Origin of the sequence: Dyadobacter sediminis (assembly GCF_005860765.1) — a bacterium.
Taxonomy (GTDB): Bacteria; Bacteroidota; Bacteroidia; order Cytophagales; family Spirosomataceae; genus Dyadobacter; species Dyadobacter sediminis.
Genome location: NZ_VCEI01000030.1, coordinates 70,693 through 87,972, shown reverse-complemented (window position 1 = coordinate 87,972; position 17,280 = coordinate 70,693). Strand labels below are relative to the sequence as shown.

15 protein-coding genes are annotated in these 17,280 nt (G+C 43.7%); 2 read left to right on the top strand and 13 right to left on the bottom strand.

What is annotated here, in order from left to right; genetic code table 11:
* Positions 1 to 85: 85 nt before the first annotated feature.
* The 11 genes from FEM55_RS21810 to FEM55_RS21760 form a co-directional block, all read right to left on the bottom strand.
* A complete protein-coding gene (locus tag FEM55_RS21810; RefSeq protein WP_138283464.1) occupies positions 86 to 2,809 on the bottom strand; it encodes a multicopper oxidase domain-containing protein in 2,724 nt (907 codons plus the stop codon).
* Between the two features lie 64 nt (positions 2,810 to 2,873).
* Positions 2,874 to 3,437 carry a DUF3347 domain-containing protein gene (locus tag FEM55_RS21805; RefSeq protein ID WP_171036629.1) on the bottom strand — a complete coding sequence of 188 codons (564 nt, stop codon included), beginning with the start codon at positions 3,435 to 3,437 and terminating at the stop codon, positions 2,874 to 2,876.
* Between the two features lie 28 nt (positions 3,438 to 3,465).
* Positions 3,466 to 4,683, bottom strand: coding sequence for an efflux RND transporter periplasmic adaptor subunit (locus FEM55_RS21800; protein WP_138283462.1), 1,218 nt, complete (start codon positions 4,681 to 4,683; stop codon positions 3,466 to 3,468).
* A 3-nt stretch (positions 4,684 to 4,686) separates the two neighbouring features.
* On the bottom strand, positions 4,687 to 6,009 hold the full coding sequence (locus FEM55_RS21795; RefSeq protein WP_082218068.1) for a heavy metal-binding domain-containing protein: 1,323 nt from the start codon (positions 6,007 to 6,009) through the stop codon (positions 4,687 to 4,689).
* The gene (locus tag FEM55_RS21790) at positions 5,987 to 7,240 is read right to left on the bottom strand and encodes a TolC family protein (RefSeq protein WP_212748329.1); all 1,254 of its coding nucleotides are present in this window, start codon (positions 7,238 to 7,240) and stop codon (positions 5,987 to 5,989) included. The genes FEM55_RS21795 and FEM55_RS21790 overlap by 23 nt, the downstream gene beginning before the upstream one ends.
* Positions 7,224 to 9,158, bottom strand: a complete 1,935-nt coding sequence (locus FEM55_RS25320) for an efflux RND transporter permease subunit (RefSeq protein WP_138283460.1) — start codon at positions 9,156 to 9,158, stop codon at positions 7,224 to 7,226. The genes FEM55_RS21790 and FEM55_RS25320 overlap by 17 nt, the downstream gene beginning before the upstream one ends.
* Before the next feature lie 2 nt (positions 9,159 to 9,160).
* Positions 9,161 to 10,450, bottom strand: coding sequence for an efflux RND transporter permease subunit (locus FEM55_RS25315; protein ID WP_138283459.1), 1,290 nt, complete (start codon positions 10,448 to 10,450; stop codon positions 9,161 to 9,163).
* A 42-nt stretch (positions 10,451 to 10,492) separates the two neighbouring features.
* Positions 10,493 to 11,158, bottom strand: a complete 666-nt coding sequence (locus tag FEM55_RS21775) for a DUF2231 domain-containing protein (protein ID WP_138283458.1) — start codon at positions 11,156 to 11,158, stop codon at positions 10,493 to 10,495.
* A 30-nt stretch (positions 11,159 to 11,188) separates the two neighbouring features.
* Positions 11,189 to 11,734, bottom strand: a complete 546-nt coding sequence (locus FEM55_RS21770; RefSeq protein WP_220466403.1) for a heavy metal-binding domain-containing protein — start codon at positions 11,732 to 11,734, stop codon at positions 11,189 to 11,191.
* A 37-nt stretch (positions 11,735 to 11,771) separates the two neighbouring features.
* Positions 11,772 to 12,839, bottom strand: coding sequence for a YncE family protein (locus FEM55_RS21765; protein ID WP_082218072.1), 1,068 nt, complete (start codon positions 12,837 to 12,839; stop codon positions 11,772 to 11,774).
* Positions 12,840 to 12,946: 107 nt separating this feature from the next.
* Positions 12,947 to 13,348, bottom strand: coding sequence for an HYC_CC_PP family protein (locus FEM55_RS21760; protein WP_082218073.1), 402 nt, complete (start codon positions 13,346 to 13,348; stop codon positions 12,947 to 12,949).
* A gap of 91 nt (positions 13,349 to 13,439) precedes the next feature.
* Here FEM55_RS21760 and FEM55_RS21755 point away from each other — a divergent pair, with 91 nt between their 5' ends.
* Together FEM55_RS21755 and FEM55_RS21750 are read left to right on the top strand one after the other, a co-directional pair.
* Complete coding sequence (locus tag FEM55_RS21755; protein ID WP_082218074.1) at positions 13,440 to 14,645, top strand: sialidase family protein; 1,206 nt, start codon at positions 13,440 to 13,442, stop codon at positions 14,643 to 14,645.
* A 73-nt stretch (positions 14,646 to 14,718) separates the two neighbouring features.
* Positions 14,719 to 15,066 carry a DUF6799 domain-containing protein gene (locus FEM55_RS21750; protein ID WP_082218075.1) on the top strand — a complete coding sequence of 116 codons (348 nt, stop codon included), beginning with the start codon at positions 14,719 to 14,721 and terminating at the stop codon, positions 15,064 to 15,066.
* Between the two features lie 39 nt (positions 15,067 to 15,105).
* Here the strand turns inward: FEM55_RS21750 and FEM55_RS21745 are convergent, their stop codons facing one another.
* Positions 15,106 to 16,359 carry a type II restriction enzyme NmeDI-related protein gene (locus FEM55_RS21745; protein WP_082218076.1) on the bottom strand — a complete coding sequence of 418 codons (1,254 nt, stop codon included), beginning with the start codon at positions 16,357 to 16,359 and terminating at the stop codon, positions 15,106 to 15,108.
* Between the two features lie 275 nt (positions 16,360 to 16,634).
* The gene (locus FEM55_RS21740) at positions 16,635 to 17,279 is read right to left on the bottom strand and encodes a DUF305 domain-containing protein (RefSeq protein WP_082218077.1); all 645 of its coding nucleotides are present in this window, start codon (positions 17,277 to 17,279) and stop codon (positions 16,635 to 16,637) included.
* Position 17,280 lies beyond the last annotated feature (1 nt).

Sequence of the window (17,280 nt, the reverse complement as noted above, 5' to 3'; positions counted from 1 at the left end):
TTTGGTCTGCCCGTTAACCTTGTTATCGCTGCCAGGATTCCAACTTAAAGGAAAGTCCAGGCACATTGTTAAGAAATCACCGTTATTAGAACCTTACTAATAAGCCCCCACCCAGTTTGTACCTGGAATCATAGCCCCCGGATAGGGAAATGTATTTGCCAAGCATATATTCCAAATCCAGATGGTATTCCTTATCTGTGTTGATACGCCAGTTAAAAAACAGTTTAGGCAGCAGCCATTCCTCTCCTTCCAAAGCAAACCGGACACGGCCCTTGGAATTTACACGAAGATCCGCGTCGACAAAAAATGGTAGTGTGTAACGAACACCAATTACTGGCAAGTCAAAATCCTGCTCAAACGTTTTCTCCCCGTTGAATATATTGTAGTACCGCTGTTTCACAGCACCAAAGCCAATATAGGGGCGCAGCCAGTCTCCGATGTACCTCTCATAACTGATATTGGCCTCATATTGAGACCCATAGTTATAATTCCCTTCAAAGCGGATAGCACTACTTCTATTAATAAAATTCGCCTTGGCTTCGGCCATGTGTGATTTGGCTGCAATGCTGCCGTAAAAAAACCACATCTTGTCCTCCTTTAATAAATTTTTGAGAGGATATCTGGACAGAGAAGTATCACGGCTACTTCCCTCATATGTTACGACGCGGGCCATTCCACTCATCATATGATAAAGTATGTGGCAATGAAAAAACCAATCTTTTTCTTCCGTTGCATCGAACTCGATTGTTATGCTTGTCATTGGAGGAACATCCAGGGTGTGCTTTAAGGGAGAAAGATCCCCATTCTTGTTAAGCACCCTAAAATAATGACCGTGCAAGTGCATAGGGTGGTTCATCATCGTGGTATTTTCGAGCTCAAACCTGACGACTTCTCCTTTTTTAATACTAATCTTATCCGCTTGGGAAAGTACTTGGTTATTTATAGACCACACATAACGGAACATACTCCCAGTCAGCTTCAAATGCACAGTTCTAACAGGCTTTGAGCTATCAAAGGTTGTTTTCTGTTTCGCGCTCAATAAATCGTAATTGAATATAGTCAGCGAGTCGGTTTTACCCATCTGCATCCCATCCATTTTAATTTTGCTATGGTCCATTTTGTCCATGTCCATACCTTCATGCCCTTTTTCAGGTTTGGCAGCGGGCTGCTTTTTCTTAGCGGGCTCCATGTTCATTTTGCTATGGTCCATTTTGTCCATGTCCATATCTTCATGTCCTTTTTCAGGTTCGGCAGCAGGCTGCTTTTTCTCGGCGGGCTCCATTTTCATTTTGTCCATGTCCATACCTTCATGCCCTTTTTCAGGTTTGGCAGCGGGCTGCTTTTTCTCGGCGGGCTCCATTTTCATTTTGCTATGGTCCATTTTGTCCATGTCCATACCTTCATGCCCTTTTTTAGGTTTGGCAGCGGGCTGCTGTTTCTCGGCGGGCTCCATTTTCATTTTGCTATGGTCCATTTTGTCCATGTCCATACCTTCATGTCCTTTTTCAGGTTTGGCAGCAGGCTGCTTTTTCTCGGCGGGCTCCATTTTCATTTTGCTATGGTCCATTTTGTCCATGTCCATACCTTCGTGTCCTTTTTCAGGTTTGGCAGCGGGCTGCTTTTTATCGGCAGGCTCCATTTTCATTTTGCTATGATCCATTTCACCCATTCCCGAATGGTTCATTCTATTAGGAAAGTTAACAGCCATACTCATCATCATCTCATCCATATTCCAAACGTTAGGCCTGGGAATGGGTGCGGCAGATAGTGTATCCCCTTTCCCAAGATATAAAGAAGCAAATCCGGAGACATCCTGAGCTGTTGCCCTAAACTCCATGGTTTTATTTTTTGGTACAGTTAACAGAAAATCATAAGTTTCGGCAATCCCCATCAGCAACCGATCTATTTTAATTGGTTTTACGTCGATCCCATCGGATGAAATCAATTCCAGCTTCCCCGCCCCGCCATGCAGATAAAAATAGGTTGAAGCTGAACCGTTAATGACACGTAACCGGACTTTATCGCCCGGCTTTAAATCCGGAATACTTTCTTTGCGTTTTCCATTTGCCAGGAATGCTGCATAATAAACATCAGACAGGTCCATGGGCGGCATACGTTTCCAGCCATTCTTGAGTCTGTTGCCCAATCCTTTGTGCTGTATTAACTTATCAAGGCTCTGAGCATACCCTTTTTTAATAGAATACCACTCACTAGCCGGATCATTCCTTTTCAACGCATTCAGCACACGCCTGGGGTTCTCATCTGTCCAGTCCGATAACAAGAGCACAAACTCCTTGTCTACTTCATAAGTTTTCTTTCTAGGCTGGATCACGATTGAACCATACAATCCACTTTGCTCCTGGAGCATGGTATGGGAATGATACCAAAACGTCCCGCTTTGAATAAGGGGAAAGGTAAATGTGTACTGCCCGCCTGGCTCGACGGGAGCTGTTGTCAAATAAGGTACACCATCCTCCTTGTTGGGTAAAAGAAGGCCATGCCAATGGATTGAAGTTTCATGGCGCATCAGATTATGGACATGGATGACGGCGGTGTCACCCTCTGTAAAATTTAAGGTCGGTGCAGGGATCTGACCATTCATAGCAAGTGCCGAGACCTTTCTTTTTCCACTGATGTTGGCTAATGTGTCATTTACATACAGGTGGTATTCGACCTTGCCCCCTTTTGAGTTTTCTAAAAACGGTTTTTTAGCAGATGTCGGTACGGTTGATACACCGCCGTGTTGGTGCTGCGCGAAAACTTCCCCAACGGGCAGCAATAATAGTAGTAGTATAGTGGCTAGTTTCATCAGAAGTGTTTTAAATGTTGTTGAAATTGGTTCAGGGCATGCCCTGAACCAGTACGTATCACTGTTAATTTATTGTCTCCTTTACCTCTCCGCAAGAAATCATTTTATCCCCCATGTATGGATTTTTAATCTCTTTTTGGGCAGATAGCCAATAACCGCCTTTATCCTTGTTTGCCATTGGACAAAAATCAACATACAGTTCGCCGCTGTTCAATCCGGCTTTTTTAACAAGGGGTATAAACTCATCACTTAGTGCAGAATATAATGTCCGCTGGGATTCAATGTCTTTGGCCTCTATAATTCGAGAAGCCGTTTTAGCGGCCTGAGATCCTTGTGGAACCTGGCCTAGACCAGCTTCTATGGCACTGGCTGCAATTTTTGCTTCTGCTGTATCTGAATTGATTAACGCCGTGGTCAAATGGATATAATGCTGGTAAACTGCATTAAGCTTATCATCTTTTAATACGACTTTACCTGTTTCTTTGCCACCCATATCCATGCCTTCATGGTGCTCATGGGCCGTTGAATCCTGATGGGAACTGGTATTGCCTTCTTCACTTTTGCTGCCGCAGGCCGAAAGAAATACTATCATTGCCACCGGCAGGGCCCATTTGGTTACTTTTTTCATCTTACTAAAATTTATGGTTAAAAATTGGTTATTCATGTTGATGCAGCGCCATGGGATCAGACCCCTTTTTTAATACATATTCACTATATAAAAGATAAGCACCTGTGACAACCACTTTCTCGTCTTTGGCAATGCCTTCCTTTATTTCGACCATGTCAGCATTTTGGATTCCGGTAGAGACCATTCGAGCCAGAAAAGTACCAGGCTTCGTTTCAACCCATACATGCGCACCTTTTGCGTCACGGATCACTGCATCGACAGGTAAAGTCATAGCATTCGCAGATGGGGCAATGGGTAAAATTAAATTAGCCTGTAATCCTGGCTGCCACCGGCTGCCTGGATTTGGAACAGTTCCCCGGACCTGCATTAGCTGGCTGCCACTTTGAATTGCCGGAACAATAAAGTCGATTCGCATTGGCTGGGGTTTATCTTCCCAGCCTGTAACTTGCACCTGTACCTTTTGCCCTGTTCGGATGCTGGCCGCTTCTGCTGGATAAATATCGGCTTCGACCCATAAAGAAGAGTAGTCTTCAAGGCGTAGTATCGCGCTTCCCTCGCTTACATATTGACCTTCTGTTACCGAAAGCTCTGATACTGTGCCGCTGATCGGTGCCCGGTAAGTAATGTATGGCTCCTGCTTCTGACTTGCCGTCAAGCCTTGTATATCTTCTTCACTTTGATCATACAAACGTAGTTTTTGACGGGCGGCCTTTTCAATAGCTCCAAACCGCGTGTCGGAAGGGAACTGCTTTAATTGGGCATATGCCAACAAATATTCCTGCTGCAATGCGGAAAGCTGTTCAGAATATATTTTATAAAGCGCCTGTCCTTTCCTTACCGGTACACCGGTTTCTTTAATATATAACACCTGAATACGCCCTGCCACACGGCTGGATACAACAGCGGTTTGGTCAGGGTTCACAGCAAGCCGGCCATTGAGCCTTTTTGAATTCGACAAAAGGCCGCTGCCCATTGTCATAGTAGTAATATTGGCCAGTGCTATTTGACTTTCACCTAGTGTGATAGAGGCATCCTTATTACTTTTATCAAAGATGACCAAGTCCATACCACATATAGGACAACTACCCGGTTTGTCCTGAACTATTTGTGGATGCATAGGACAGGTATAAGTCTTCTGCCCGGCTTCTGCGGCCTTTTTCTTTTGATTATCTTTACAAGCAATCAGAAGCATCCCCGGAGCAAAAGATGCCAAAGTGGCCAGCCTCAAAAATGTGATTCTTTTCATATTTTAATTTTCAACAAGACTGTTATCCTTAATAAAGCTCTCACTATCTATCAAATACGATGCATTGGACGCTACTTTCCAATCCTTGATATCAGATAGTATCTGTACCATCCCATCTACAACTGCCCCGGCTTTAACTTTCATAGGTACCAGCACTTTACCCTGCCGCTTAAATACAATAGACTTGCTGCCGGTCTGCCAGACCGCCTTTTTATCCAGCCATAACCCTTTTTGAAAAACAATGGGAATGTTCGCCGTCAGCAGTTGGCCCGGCGTCAGGTTTTTTCCCGGAAGATAAACCCTGGCCAAGGTGAAACTCTCGCCACTTCGAAGGACCGGTTGGATCAGCCCTATCTGGCCACTGGCCATAGTTTCTTTGTCATTGCCCGCATAAAAGAGCAGCTTTTGTCCTGGTTTGATGCGGGAAGATATAGCTGGCGATAACGCGAATTCAGCAATCAGGCCTTGGGAGGTATAAATAGTAAACAGGGTTTGGCCGGCTGTAATATATTGCCCGGCACGCAAAAGGACGGGCGAAACCGCCGCCGATGGCCTAGTAGGAGCTGCTGATGCAGGGGAACTGCCAGCCATCTCATCCATTGCCGCTCCATCACTGCCGGAAGGTGTCGGCATAGGCGCGCTTGCCGCAGGCAAGCTAGCTGATTGTTCCAGGATGTATCCATTGGCAGGACTATATACGGGTACCTTATATAGGATATTTCCTGACTTGATGATGTCTTCAATTTGCCCCGGGGCTACTCCCAGCAGTAGCAGGCGCTGTTTTGCTTTCGATAGTAAATCCCGGCTGCCTTCATCGTTACCAAGCATTAAAAGTTCCCTTTGAGCTGATGCCAAATCTGGTGAATAAACCTCCATCACCAACTGACCTTTCCTAACAGGCTGGTAGTTATATTTGATCAGCAGCTTTTCAATACGGCCACCCACTCTGGATGAAAGGGAGACCTGGCTTCGGCTGTCATAAGTTACAACGCCTTGCGCCTGGGCTGAAAAAATTCGCATCCCGCTTTCGGCATTGGTCAGTGGGATGTTGGCAATCACCTGGGCATTCACCGGCTTTAACAATGCATTGAAGCTGGTATCAACGATCAGTTCATTATTTGCTTCTTTTGCTACCAGGTCCATGCCACAGATCGGGCACTTGCCTGGTTTGCTGCTAATTACCTGCGGATGCATCGGGCAGGTATACTGCTCTGATTGCCCATGAGCAGTATGCCCATCTTTTGGGGTTTTACTGTCACAGGCAGTTAAAAACACGGTAGCCAGTAAAAGCACTATGAGCTGGCTAACGATATAGTTCTTTTTCATAATCCACAATCATTTCATAGAGTTTCAATTTCTCGTCCAGCACATTCATTTGCATCATCGTCAAAGCTTCCCAGGCATCTATTACAACAGGCAACTGGGCTTTATTCTCCTGATAATTGGCAAAGTAAGCGTCCATCGCTTTTTGAAGGGCCGGGATTATTTTTTCCTGCATGGTGCTGACCCTTGTCTGCATGGACTCGATCTCTGACTGCATCCCATAAAGCATGCCCTGGGTTTCCACCAGCATCGCAGAACGTTCCTTTTGCATTCCCTGGATGTTCAGCTGCATGCCCTTGATATCGGATTTGTACATTTTAGATGACCAAGGTGCAATAGGGATACTTAGCATCCCCATCACGCTGTAAGCATTAGGCATCATTGCGTCGAGTGGGTACATATGGTCAAAGCGGATCTTAAAATCCGGTTTTTTCTGCTGTTTCATGCTTTCGATATTGAGCTGCATGGACCGGATACTTTCATTCATCTTAAAGACATCCATTCTTACGTCGGCCAGCGTAGCGGTATCGTAGTACATGGCTGGCTGAAAGGAGGGGATGTATGTAGTGTCAATTTCGAAATCTTGATTGCCAACCACATTCATCAGGCTATTAAGCCATCCTTTCGCTTTCCCGATAGTTCCTTCCTGCATACGGATCATATTCTGGTTTTCCAGGATCTTCGATTCAGCCCGGAAAACCCCTCCAAGTTGTGACTGGTTATAGGGATACCTGACTTCTTCAATTTTCTTCATCATGACCATAATTTTCTCATTCTCTTCAAGCACGCTTATACGCTGGCGGGCAATGAGCCAGTTGAAATAAAGTCGTTTCGCCTGTGCTTTATAGGTATTAAGGGTAATATCACGGTTGGCCCTTTCCACATTGCCCTGGGAAGCAATGTATTTTCTTTTCGCACTGAGCTTTGCCAGATTAGGTATATCCTGCTCGATCTGCAGCATCAGGTTGCCTTTGTCGCGGGATTCCATAATCATTTGATTGGGGTAAGGGGTCATGAAAGTTCCCAAACCTACCATAGGCGGCATCCAGGCCGTAGCTGCATCACCACTATGTTTGTAACTGTCCGCTTTAAGCCCATAGGACTGCAGCATCAGGTTGTTGTTATCTATTCGTTGTAAAATAGTATCCAGTGTAAACACCGGCTTCTGTGCCCAACTTGTGAGCGGCAGCAAAAACAGCACCAACCATTTTACATGTTTAATGCTGTGTATCATGGATTTGTAGTTTTCCGTATTTACGTAGCTCATACTCCTTTGTCATTAAAAAAATTAGTGGTGTTACCAACAGGATATGCGTAGATGATGTAAGCACGCCTCCGATCATCGGTAGTACAATAGGCTGCATCACATCCGTTCCTACGCCATTGGCCCAAAGTACAGGCACCAACCCAAACAGCGAAACGCACACGGTCATTAGCTTGGGCCGCAAACGTTTTACCGCCCCATGGATTACGTACTCGCGCAGGTCATCTCCGGTAATTGACTGAGCAGAATTCCCCTTTTTAGTGACCAGCTGCTGCATGGCATCATTCAGATAGATGACCATGACAATACCAGTTTCTACTGCAATACCAAACAAAGCAATAAAACCCACAGCCACTGCAACCGAGAGGTTAACACCCCAGAAATAGATCATATACGCCCCACCGATTAAAGCAAAGGGTACAGTAATCAGGCTTAAAAACGCTTCGCGCAGGGAATGAAAAGCGAAATACAGTGAAAAGAAAATAATCAGCAGCACGACCGGAGCAATCCATAGAAGCGTCTGCTTACCACGTATCAGGTTTTCATACTGTCCGCTCCATTCCAGATAATAACCTGGTGGAAGCACGCCATTTGATTTACTGATCTTTTCAATGGCTTCCTGAACAGTTCCGCCCAGATCACGGCCGCGAACATTGAACAATACTGCGCCACGCAGCATGGCGTTTTCGGAGGCTATCATCGGAGGACCATTTTCAAATACGACATCAGCCACTGCTGATAGGGGTACTTCACCCATTGATGCAGACATCAATGGTAACCTCTTGATGGTTTCTACACTGTTTCGGTAATTTTGGGCAAGCCTGACGCTGATTGAAAACCGCTTTCTGCCCTCAATGGTGTTTCCTATCGGCGCGCCCCCCAATGCAAATTCCACGGCCTGGTTTACATCATCGACATTGAGCCCATAACGGCTTAAATCTTCTCTTCTTGGATTAATCGCCAGATATTTGCCGCCTGTTACCGGCTCTACATAAAGATCACTGATACCTGCCGTGCCTTCGAGCGTTCTTTTAACCCTTTCAGACACATTGGCGATGGTATCCAGATTCTGGCCATATACTTTAACACCTACATCCGTGCGGATCCCGGTTGAAAGCATGTTGATCCGGTTGACGATCGGCTGGGTCCAGCCATTGATCACGCCCGGTATCTGAAGTTTAGCATCAAGTTCGGTGATGATATCCTTCTTTGTAATCCCGGCGCGCCACTCGGACTTTGGTTTCAATTTGATGATCGTCTCAATCATACTGATCGGAGAATTGTCAGTAGCAGTGCTTGCTCTTCCGGCTTTTCCCAATACCTTGTCAACCTCAGGAACTGATTTAATGATTTTGTCCTGTACCTGCAGGATCCGTTTTGCTTCTGAATTCGATATATCTGGCAACGTTACAGGCATGAAAAGGATACTTTGTTCATCCAGCGGCGGCATAAACTCCGATCCCAGGCTGGCCAGCAGCGGTATGGTAATCAAAAGTGCTATGATGTTGATAGCCAGCGTTGTCTTACGCCATTTCAATACACCTCTTATTACCGGTTCATAAACACGTTCAAGAATCCTGTTGACAGGATTGGCGTGATCCGGACGAAATTTACCTTTCATGATAAAGGATATCAGCACCGGGGCCAGCGTAATGACAAGCAACGCGTCCACGATCAAAATGAAGGTTTTCGTGTAAGCCAAAGGGTGAAACAGCTTACCTTCCTGTCCAGTGAGCATAAATACAGGAAGAAAAGATGTAATAATAATGACTGTCGCAAAGAACACCCCCCGGGATACTTGTTTGCTTGATTTTTCAATAATGGCCAGGCGTTCGGATTCTGTAATCCAATCAGGCTGCTTATCTTTTCTTTTCTTAAACCATTTCATAATTATGTCGTTTTCTGCTGTTCCTGCCACTCTTCATACCGCTGAGAAAGATGCTTATAGGCATTTTCACTCATAATAATGCCGTTATCAACGATTACGCCGATAGCAAGGGCGATACCAGTTAAGGACATGATGTTGGATGAGATCCCAAAGGCATTCAGTAAAATGAAGCTGGCGGCAAGGGTAATGGGAATCTGGATGATAATACTTAGTGCACTGCGCCAGTGAAAAAGAAAAATGATCACTACCAGGGAGACTACGATCATTTCTTCAATTAATGTGTGTTTGATAGAATCTACGGATTCCTGGATCAGCTCTCCCCGGTCATAGACTATATCGAATTTAACGCCCTTGGGAAACCCCTTGGCAGCTTCGCTCATTTTTGCCTTTACTTTTTCAATAACAGCAGCCGCATTTTCACCATAGCGCATGACCACAATACCGCCAACCCGCTCGCCTTCCCCATCCTGATCAAAAATACCCAGTCGGGTTTCGCCTGTCATTTGCACGGAAGCTATATCTGAAACTCTGATGGGGATACTGCCCTGGTTTTTGACCGGTATATTCTCAATTTCTTCAATGGATTGAAGATAGCCCGACGTCTTGATAATATAGCCAATGTCACTTAATTCGAATTTTCTTCCGCCTGATTCATTATTATTCAAACGGATTGCGCTCATCACTTCTGGTACCGATAAGCGGTAGTAAAGCAGCTTATTAGGGTCTACGGTAATTTGATACTGTTTTTGAAAACCACCAAAAGAGGCGATTTCACTGACCCCTTCTACATTCTGCAAAGCAAACTTGATATACCAGTCCTGCAAAGCCCTTTGTTCCCCCAAGTCCATTTCGGGTGCATCCAATGTATACCAAAGTATATGTCCGACCCCTGTTCCGTCAGGGCCAAGTTGTGGGCTGACGCCAGTTGGCAGTGATTGGGATACAGTACTTAATCTTTCCAAAACCCGCTCACGCCCCCAATATACGTCCACGTCATCATTGAAAATAACGTAAATGAAACTCATCCCAAACATGGAGCTGCCCCGTACATATTTGATTTTAGGTAGCCCCTGAAGATTGGTAACCAAAGGGTAGGTAATCTGGTCTTCAATTAACTGGGGCCCGCGCCCCATCCACTCCGTAAAAACGATCACCTGGTTTTCGGATAAATCCGGAATGGCATCAATAGGATTCTTCTTAATGGCAAACGCGCCCCATATGAGCAGTGCTGCCGATAAGACCAGTACAATGAACCGGTTCTGTAATGACCATTCTATAATACGATGTACCATACTTAATTTTTGTAACCTAACCTTAGCAGGTCTTAATATTTATTAATGATGATGTTGTTCCAGTAAATAACCTTTTGCCCCAACACCATGCTTATGGACCAGTTCCGCACCATGATGCCCTGTATAGGCAACAAAGAATGCGGCCGCACTCATGACGATAGCCATGGAAGCGTTGACCCAAACATTCCTTTTCAGGAAAAACAAATTAACAGACTGTACCAGGAGCGCTATCCCTGACAGCCATTGTGTGTAAGACGCATACTTTTCATGCTCTTCAAGAACGGCTTGAATCGCCGGTGCCAGCTGGGATGTGTGGGCATGAAACCAGGTCGATGATGCGTAAGCACCGATAAAGCCCAATAGTAATAGTGCCCAGGCAACGATGGTTATTTCTTTTTTGTATACCAACAATCCTACCCATTGAAGAAGGGCTGCAATGATTAATAGGACAATTGGAAAGTGTACGACCAGGGGGTGTAGTGTGGGGAACTCACTAAGACCATGCTGATGATCGCCATCAGGGCTCATAGCTGCTTGCATGGCTGTACTATCATGCCCGCCATGCTGGTGCTGGCTAGCAGGCGCAACCGCCTGGGCCGAGTCAATCTTAGCTTTACCGTGCTTTTTCCCGTTATGGGCAAATAGTGATGAACCTGTCAGCAGTAACATGCATGTCAGCAAAAAGAATACTTTGCTTATTGATTTCATTGGATAATCTGTTAAAGTGAATTATTTGACCTATTTTTTGACCAGTTTCATATGACATTTTGAGCAGCTATCCCCTTCTTTTCCGGTGATCTCCGGGTGCATCGGGCATACATAGGCAGCTGCCGAGACAGGTTTCTTTTGCATGTTGGCATCCAGGCCATTTTCAAAACAATGCAGCCCGCAGGCCATACCCTTGTAACTGGAATGGACATCCCCGATCTTCTTACCAGATGCGTCGTAAATTTCACAGGTTTCACCTTTGTCTTTCACAGTCAGGTATATTTCACCATTTGCATTGTAATAGGTCTTACCATCTTTACCCATCCGCCCCATTTTCTTATTGGTATGGGCATCAATCAGGCTGCCCTCTCCATCGACGAATGCTATTTTGTGGCCTTTGTGGTCCTTCACAATATTTTCCTTCGTAACCGAGCCAATGGTAGTCCCTGCTGCATCAGTGATCATGCCATCTTTGGCAATGTTGAAGGGCTGTTTATAATTGGCTTGTGCGAATAGGACCGTAGGGATCATCAATATGATCAAGAGCAATATGTTCTTAACGTGAATGGTTTTCATGATTCAGGTAAATATTAAGGGTAAATAAATGTTACAGTCATTGTTTGAGTACGATGCCGTTTGGCTTCTTACCGACGAGAATGTCTTTGATTTTAGTGTGATTAGAGGTATTAATAACCGATACACTTTGCGCCATTTGATTGGTTACATAGGCAGTACTGCCATCTGTTGTGAAGCCAACTGCGTGTGCGCCCGCTGCCGCTTCGAAGACATTCCCATGCATCCAGTCTTGCATGGCATCATCCCAGGTCCAATAGTGTACTTTACCGTTTTCCGGATCAGTTACCCACAACTCTTTTTTGGTAGGGTTGTGTGCAACGCTGCCAGGCATAAATCCAAGTGCGATGGTCTGGACTACTTTATCAGAGGCAACATTGATAACACTTACTGACTTACCATCTTCATTGTCCACGTACATCTTTCCATCGTATCCTACCCAGGCGGCAACTGGATTGTCGCCAACATCAATGGTTTTAATGATGGCCTTTGTTGCCGGGTTTATGACCGAGACGTTGTCATCGCCACCATTAGCAACGTAAACCTTAGAGCCATCTGCGGAAAATGTTACTTCGGCGGGCTCCATACCCACAGCGATTGTATTTTTCAAGGTGTAGGTAGCTGCATCATAGACAAGCACTTTACCTGCCATATCCATTTGAGAAGTCCATATCTCTTTGCCATCAGGAGAATAAACTGCGTTGTGATTCATGACAGGCACTTCCAAATCTTTTAAAACTGTACCCTTTACAGCATCCAAGACAAGAACTTTTCCTTTCATTCCGGCCATTGCTCCCGCATGCCCTTCACTTAAATCCATTCCCGGAACTGCAACAGTTAACCTATGCTCTCCCAAACTCTGGAGATGGTAGATGTGATGTGGCCACATAATCATCTCTGCTGAACCAGTCATCAGATCCAAAGTCTCTGATACTGTTTGATCTGATAACCGGATCACAGAAACCGTTGCATCTTCTCCATTAACCACATAAGCAGCAGGATAGTCGATATTTTTTTCCATGGGCATATCTTCCATGACATGTTTACGGCAAGCGGAAAATGAAGTAATGGCAAGCAGCAGAAATGCGCCATAGCTAATGCGTAGCATAGACTTTGTATTTTAATAATTGAAAGAAAGATTGATCAGTGCTGATAGGAGTATAGCACAAATAGCCCGACAAATACATTTGCCTGGCATAGAAGGGATACGAAATTTTAAATCAGGTAACTACAGTGCAGAATATAAACCGGGACTGGTTTACTTCGGGGAGGAGCATTACTTTGATTGCTCGTCTCTAAAATATTCGGATAAGAGGGTGCTGAGAAATCATATGTTACCCCTTCATTTAACACTGCCACAGAAAGCAGTGGATTACTGAAAGTATTTTCTGTCAGTTTGCGGGAATCGTCTGTCTTTACTTTCTTGAACTCGTCTTTACAACACCCGTTTTTTGTGGATTTGTTTTTATCCATCCCACAATTTTCACAGTGGCCCTGGTCTGCCTTTGTAACTTCCCAGTTGACCACTTCCCCCATACAGTAGTGCAGGTGTAAGGTAACACCGGTTGCAGTACCCAGGTAAAGAAAGGTCAGGAAAAGTACAGTAAGCTTTTTCATGATGGACTTAAAACGCAAATATCAGAAAAAAATACCTTACCTACTTATACAATTATGGATCAGACTTACATAATTTTTGGATTGATGAGCAATGGGCATTGTTACGGCAAACAACCATATTAAGTTAGTAAAAATTAAGGTAATGCATCTTACTATTTATATTACAAATGTTGTAAAAAACGGCTCCATTTTCAAATTATCAACCATGAACATATTTTTGGCAAAACTTGGCCTATTGATTGCCCTTCCCATCTTTCTGGCTTTTCAAGCAGATCTGCCCCGGCCTGCGGATGCTGAATATAATTTAGGTACGGGTAGCCAACCTGAGATCGCTATTGATGAAAATGGAACGGTCCGGATTGTATATGGGGTCAAAAATGGTGATCACAAGGACTTGTATTTTGTATCCTCAAATGATGGGGGAAAATCCTTTTCCAAACCTGACCTGCTAGGCAACTTCTCGAAAATGGGCCTGGGTATGGGCCGCGGGCCGCAAATTGTTACAACAGCAGAATATACAGTTGTTACAGTTGGTGACCACAATGGTGATTTGTTTTCGATGCGGCTTACCAATGCAGATAATCAATGGTCTGCCCCTGTGAAGGTTACTGATACGGATTCAACTGCCAAAGAAGCACTCTCTGGCCTAAGTGCAGGTAAAGGTAACGATGTGTATACCGTGTGGCTGGATTCACGGCTGGGAAACAATAATCTATATGGATCGCTTTCCAGAGATGGTGGATTAACTTGGGAGAAAAATCAATTGATCTATCAGGGAGAGCAAAAAGGTATTTGTGACTGCTGTAAGCCTACTGTTTCTTTTGATCAAAGTGGCAGTATGCATGTTATGTTCCGGAATAAGCTCGATGGAGCCCGGAACATGTACCTGATCAGCTCCAAGGATAATGGCAAGCATTTTAGCACAGCCCAGAAACTTGGAACAGGGGACTTTATGATTGATGGCTGTCCTATGGATGGCGGCGACCTGGCAGCTGATGAAAATGGGAAAGTTACCACAGTCTGGAGGCGCCAACTGGAAGTCTATGTAGCCGAGCCCGGGAAGCCGGAAATAAAACTGGGTGCGGGCCGTACCCCAGTAATTTTGCAAACCGGCAAAGGGCCTGCAATTGCCTGGCAAAAGGATGGGGCTATTCAATTTCGCAGCCCTAATGGGCAGAAGACCGTTTCGATAGGGAATGGCCAATATCCCAAGCTTGCCATGATGGTTGATAAAAAAACCTCACTTTGTGTTTTCGAACGTGATGGACAGATCCTGGTGAAACCCCTTGTACTGTAAATTTTGCTTGTAGAGATTTCTGTGGCATACTTATTGAGCAGTATCCCACTATAAATTTTAACCACCGAGAACAATGAAAAAATTACTTGCCTTTGCGGTAGCAATTCTTTTATCCTTTAGTGTATATGCACAGGATAAAGAAAAGAAGATGGACAAGATGCATGGTTCCATGAAAGATTGTATCATGATGCATGATGGGAAGTTGATGGTTATGAAAGGCGGTGAAATGACTGCTATGACCGAGGATATGACGTTGAAAAACGGAACGATGGTTATGAAAGATGGGACGGTAATGATGAAAGATGGTACCAAAAAGCCGATTAAAGAAGGCGAAGGAATTTATATGGATGGAAAAATGGGCAAGATGGACATGGACATGGACATGAAAAAACACAAGCCAAAAAAATCCGGAACCAGGTAAAGGCCTTTTATCATAATATATAAATGCCCCGTTAGATACTTAGTCAACAGTATGCAACGGGGCATTTTTTGCAATTTTGCTCATGATCTGGTGACTGTCACCGAATTTACAAATAGAATCGCAGTGTTTTCTTAGATCAGAAAACAAAATGTATTTAATCAAAACGTTATTGCTTTTGACAGAAGGGCGTGATAATTGAAGACACACATCTTTTTCCCGGTGGTCTGGTACGATTAAAAAGAATGTTTCGTCACCATTGGCTATGCTATATGACAAATCCGTTAAACGCAGAATCCCAGAGTATATAGATGTACTCTTCTCAACTTCAAAGGCTGCCAACACCTTACTCGTTCCCTTTGCAAACCAGAGCACATCAATTAGTTTAATAGTATTTCGCGTTTCTGGATCACATTTTATTGTGGGAAAGTTAGCCTGACATAAAAATGAGAATTTATGGCCATCAAAGCTCCTTGATTGATCATTAGTAGCCGGGAAAGCATCGTAACCCAAAGCTTGCCCAATTTTAAGAAGGTGGTACTGCATTTCCGTATGTAAGTTCTCATCCTGGCGTTCTTCCCGAAGCTGAGATTGCCGTTTTTCTATCAGTTTTTCAAGTCTTTGACGTTCTTCGACGGATAAATACCCATCCATACCCAAGATCATTTTCTGGGTACCAATCTCAAATAATAATCCTGAAAATGCTCCTAAGTCTGTTGACAATTCATGACAGTACTCCTTATTTGTGTTAAGTATAACCTGGCGGATTTTGAGGTATTCAGACCACGATCCCAGCTTCTTTTTATCTTTATACAAGTAATTAAACCCGTTAAGGATAGCAGTATTAAAGGGAGGTATCAGTGTAGGATGTAGAAAATACAAAATATTAGCAACAGAAGGGCCTAACCCCTTTATTTTCAATTCGTCTAACCGGATAATCTCTCTAATCAATTGTTCTTCTTTACTTGCATTCAGGCAGTTTTCAAGAAACTGGCCAAATGCTTTTTTATTGGCTTGACTTTCATAAATATCAGGTATCCTTAGTTTAGGCTTCCAATAAAAAGGATGCGCAGCGCCTTCAAACACCTGCTTTTGCTCGGTGATACAGTTCAAAACAAATTCAAGTGAGGATCCTCGGAAATCGTTGGGAAACTTGCCCTGTTTGATGTCCAATACAATCTGTTGTACACCTCGCCGGATGGAACGGAAAGCCTTTAAGCGCTCTTCATTATTAATAAACCAGGTTTGATACACTGATTCTGGATCAGATTTATATTGATTGATAATATTGATCATGGTTTAGGTCTTTGCTTTCAGCATTAAAGGCATATACAAATTAAGTGGTAGCAATAGTATAAATGAATAACTCAACTACCAGCAAACTTCAAAAGTTTCTAGCTATAAAAATTGTATTCTAGTGAAAATACCAACGTCAAAAGCAGACCAGCTTGCAAATTTTAGAAAATTAAGGGTCAACTGTAAATCCTACAACAATAAAGCCCCTGTCTGCGTTTCGAAGACAAGGGCTGAAAAGTAACTTCAATATGGCTCACTGAATCAAGTCAGTAAGTTTACTTGTGATGACCGTTCATCCATTTTTGTAATTCACTGATCTCTTTTTGTGAATCTGACATAATTTTTTTTGCTAATAACTTTACTTCGACAACTTTTCCGTATTTAGTTTCAGCTTGGGCCATATCAGTTGCAACTTTATGATGATCAATCATCATGCTTGCAAAGTCATGATCAACATTGGCAGTCATATTCATGTTTTTCATTTTTAAATCCATTTGATTCAAAATGTTTTTCATTTCATTCGTAAATTGATTGCCCTTCGAGGGCGGAGCGCTTATAGGATTATTGCCATGGGTAGCATGTTCCGACCCCTTTTCTGCGTTAGTTTTATGTTCGGCGGATATATGCAAACGCAGATTTTGTTGATCTTTAGGCTGCTCCGCAACTATTTTTTTTGCTATTGCATTAATCTTCGGGTCTTTTCCAGATTTTAAAACCACGTTAGCAGCATCTATAGCTCCTTGGTGATGCTCTATCATCATGTTTGCAAAATCCTTATCAACATCACCAGTCATCTTCATTGACTTCATTTTCTGCATCATCTTACTCATTGATTGATGCAAGTCATCCGCTACAAAAGCAGAAGCATGGCATAATGCTAATGCCACAAATATTGACGTAAAAATGATACTTGTTTTCATA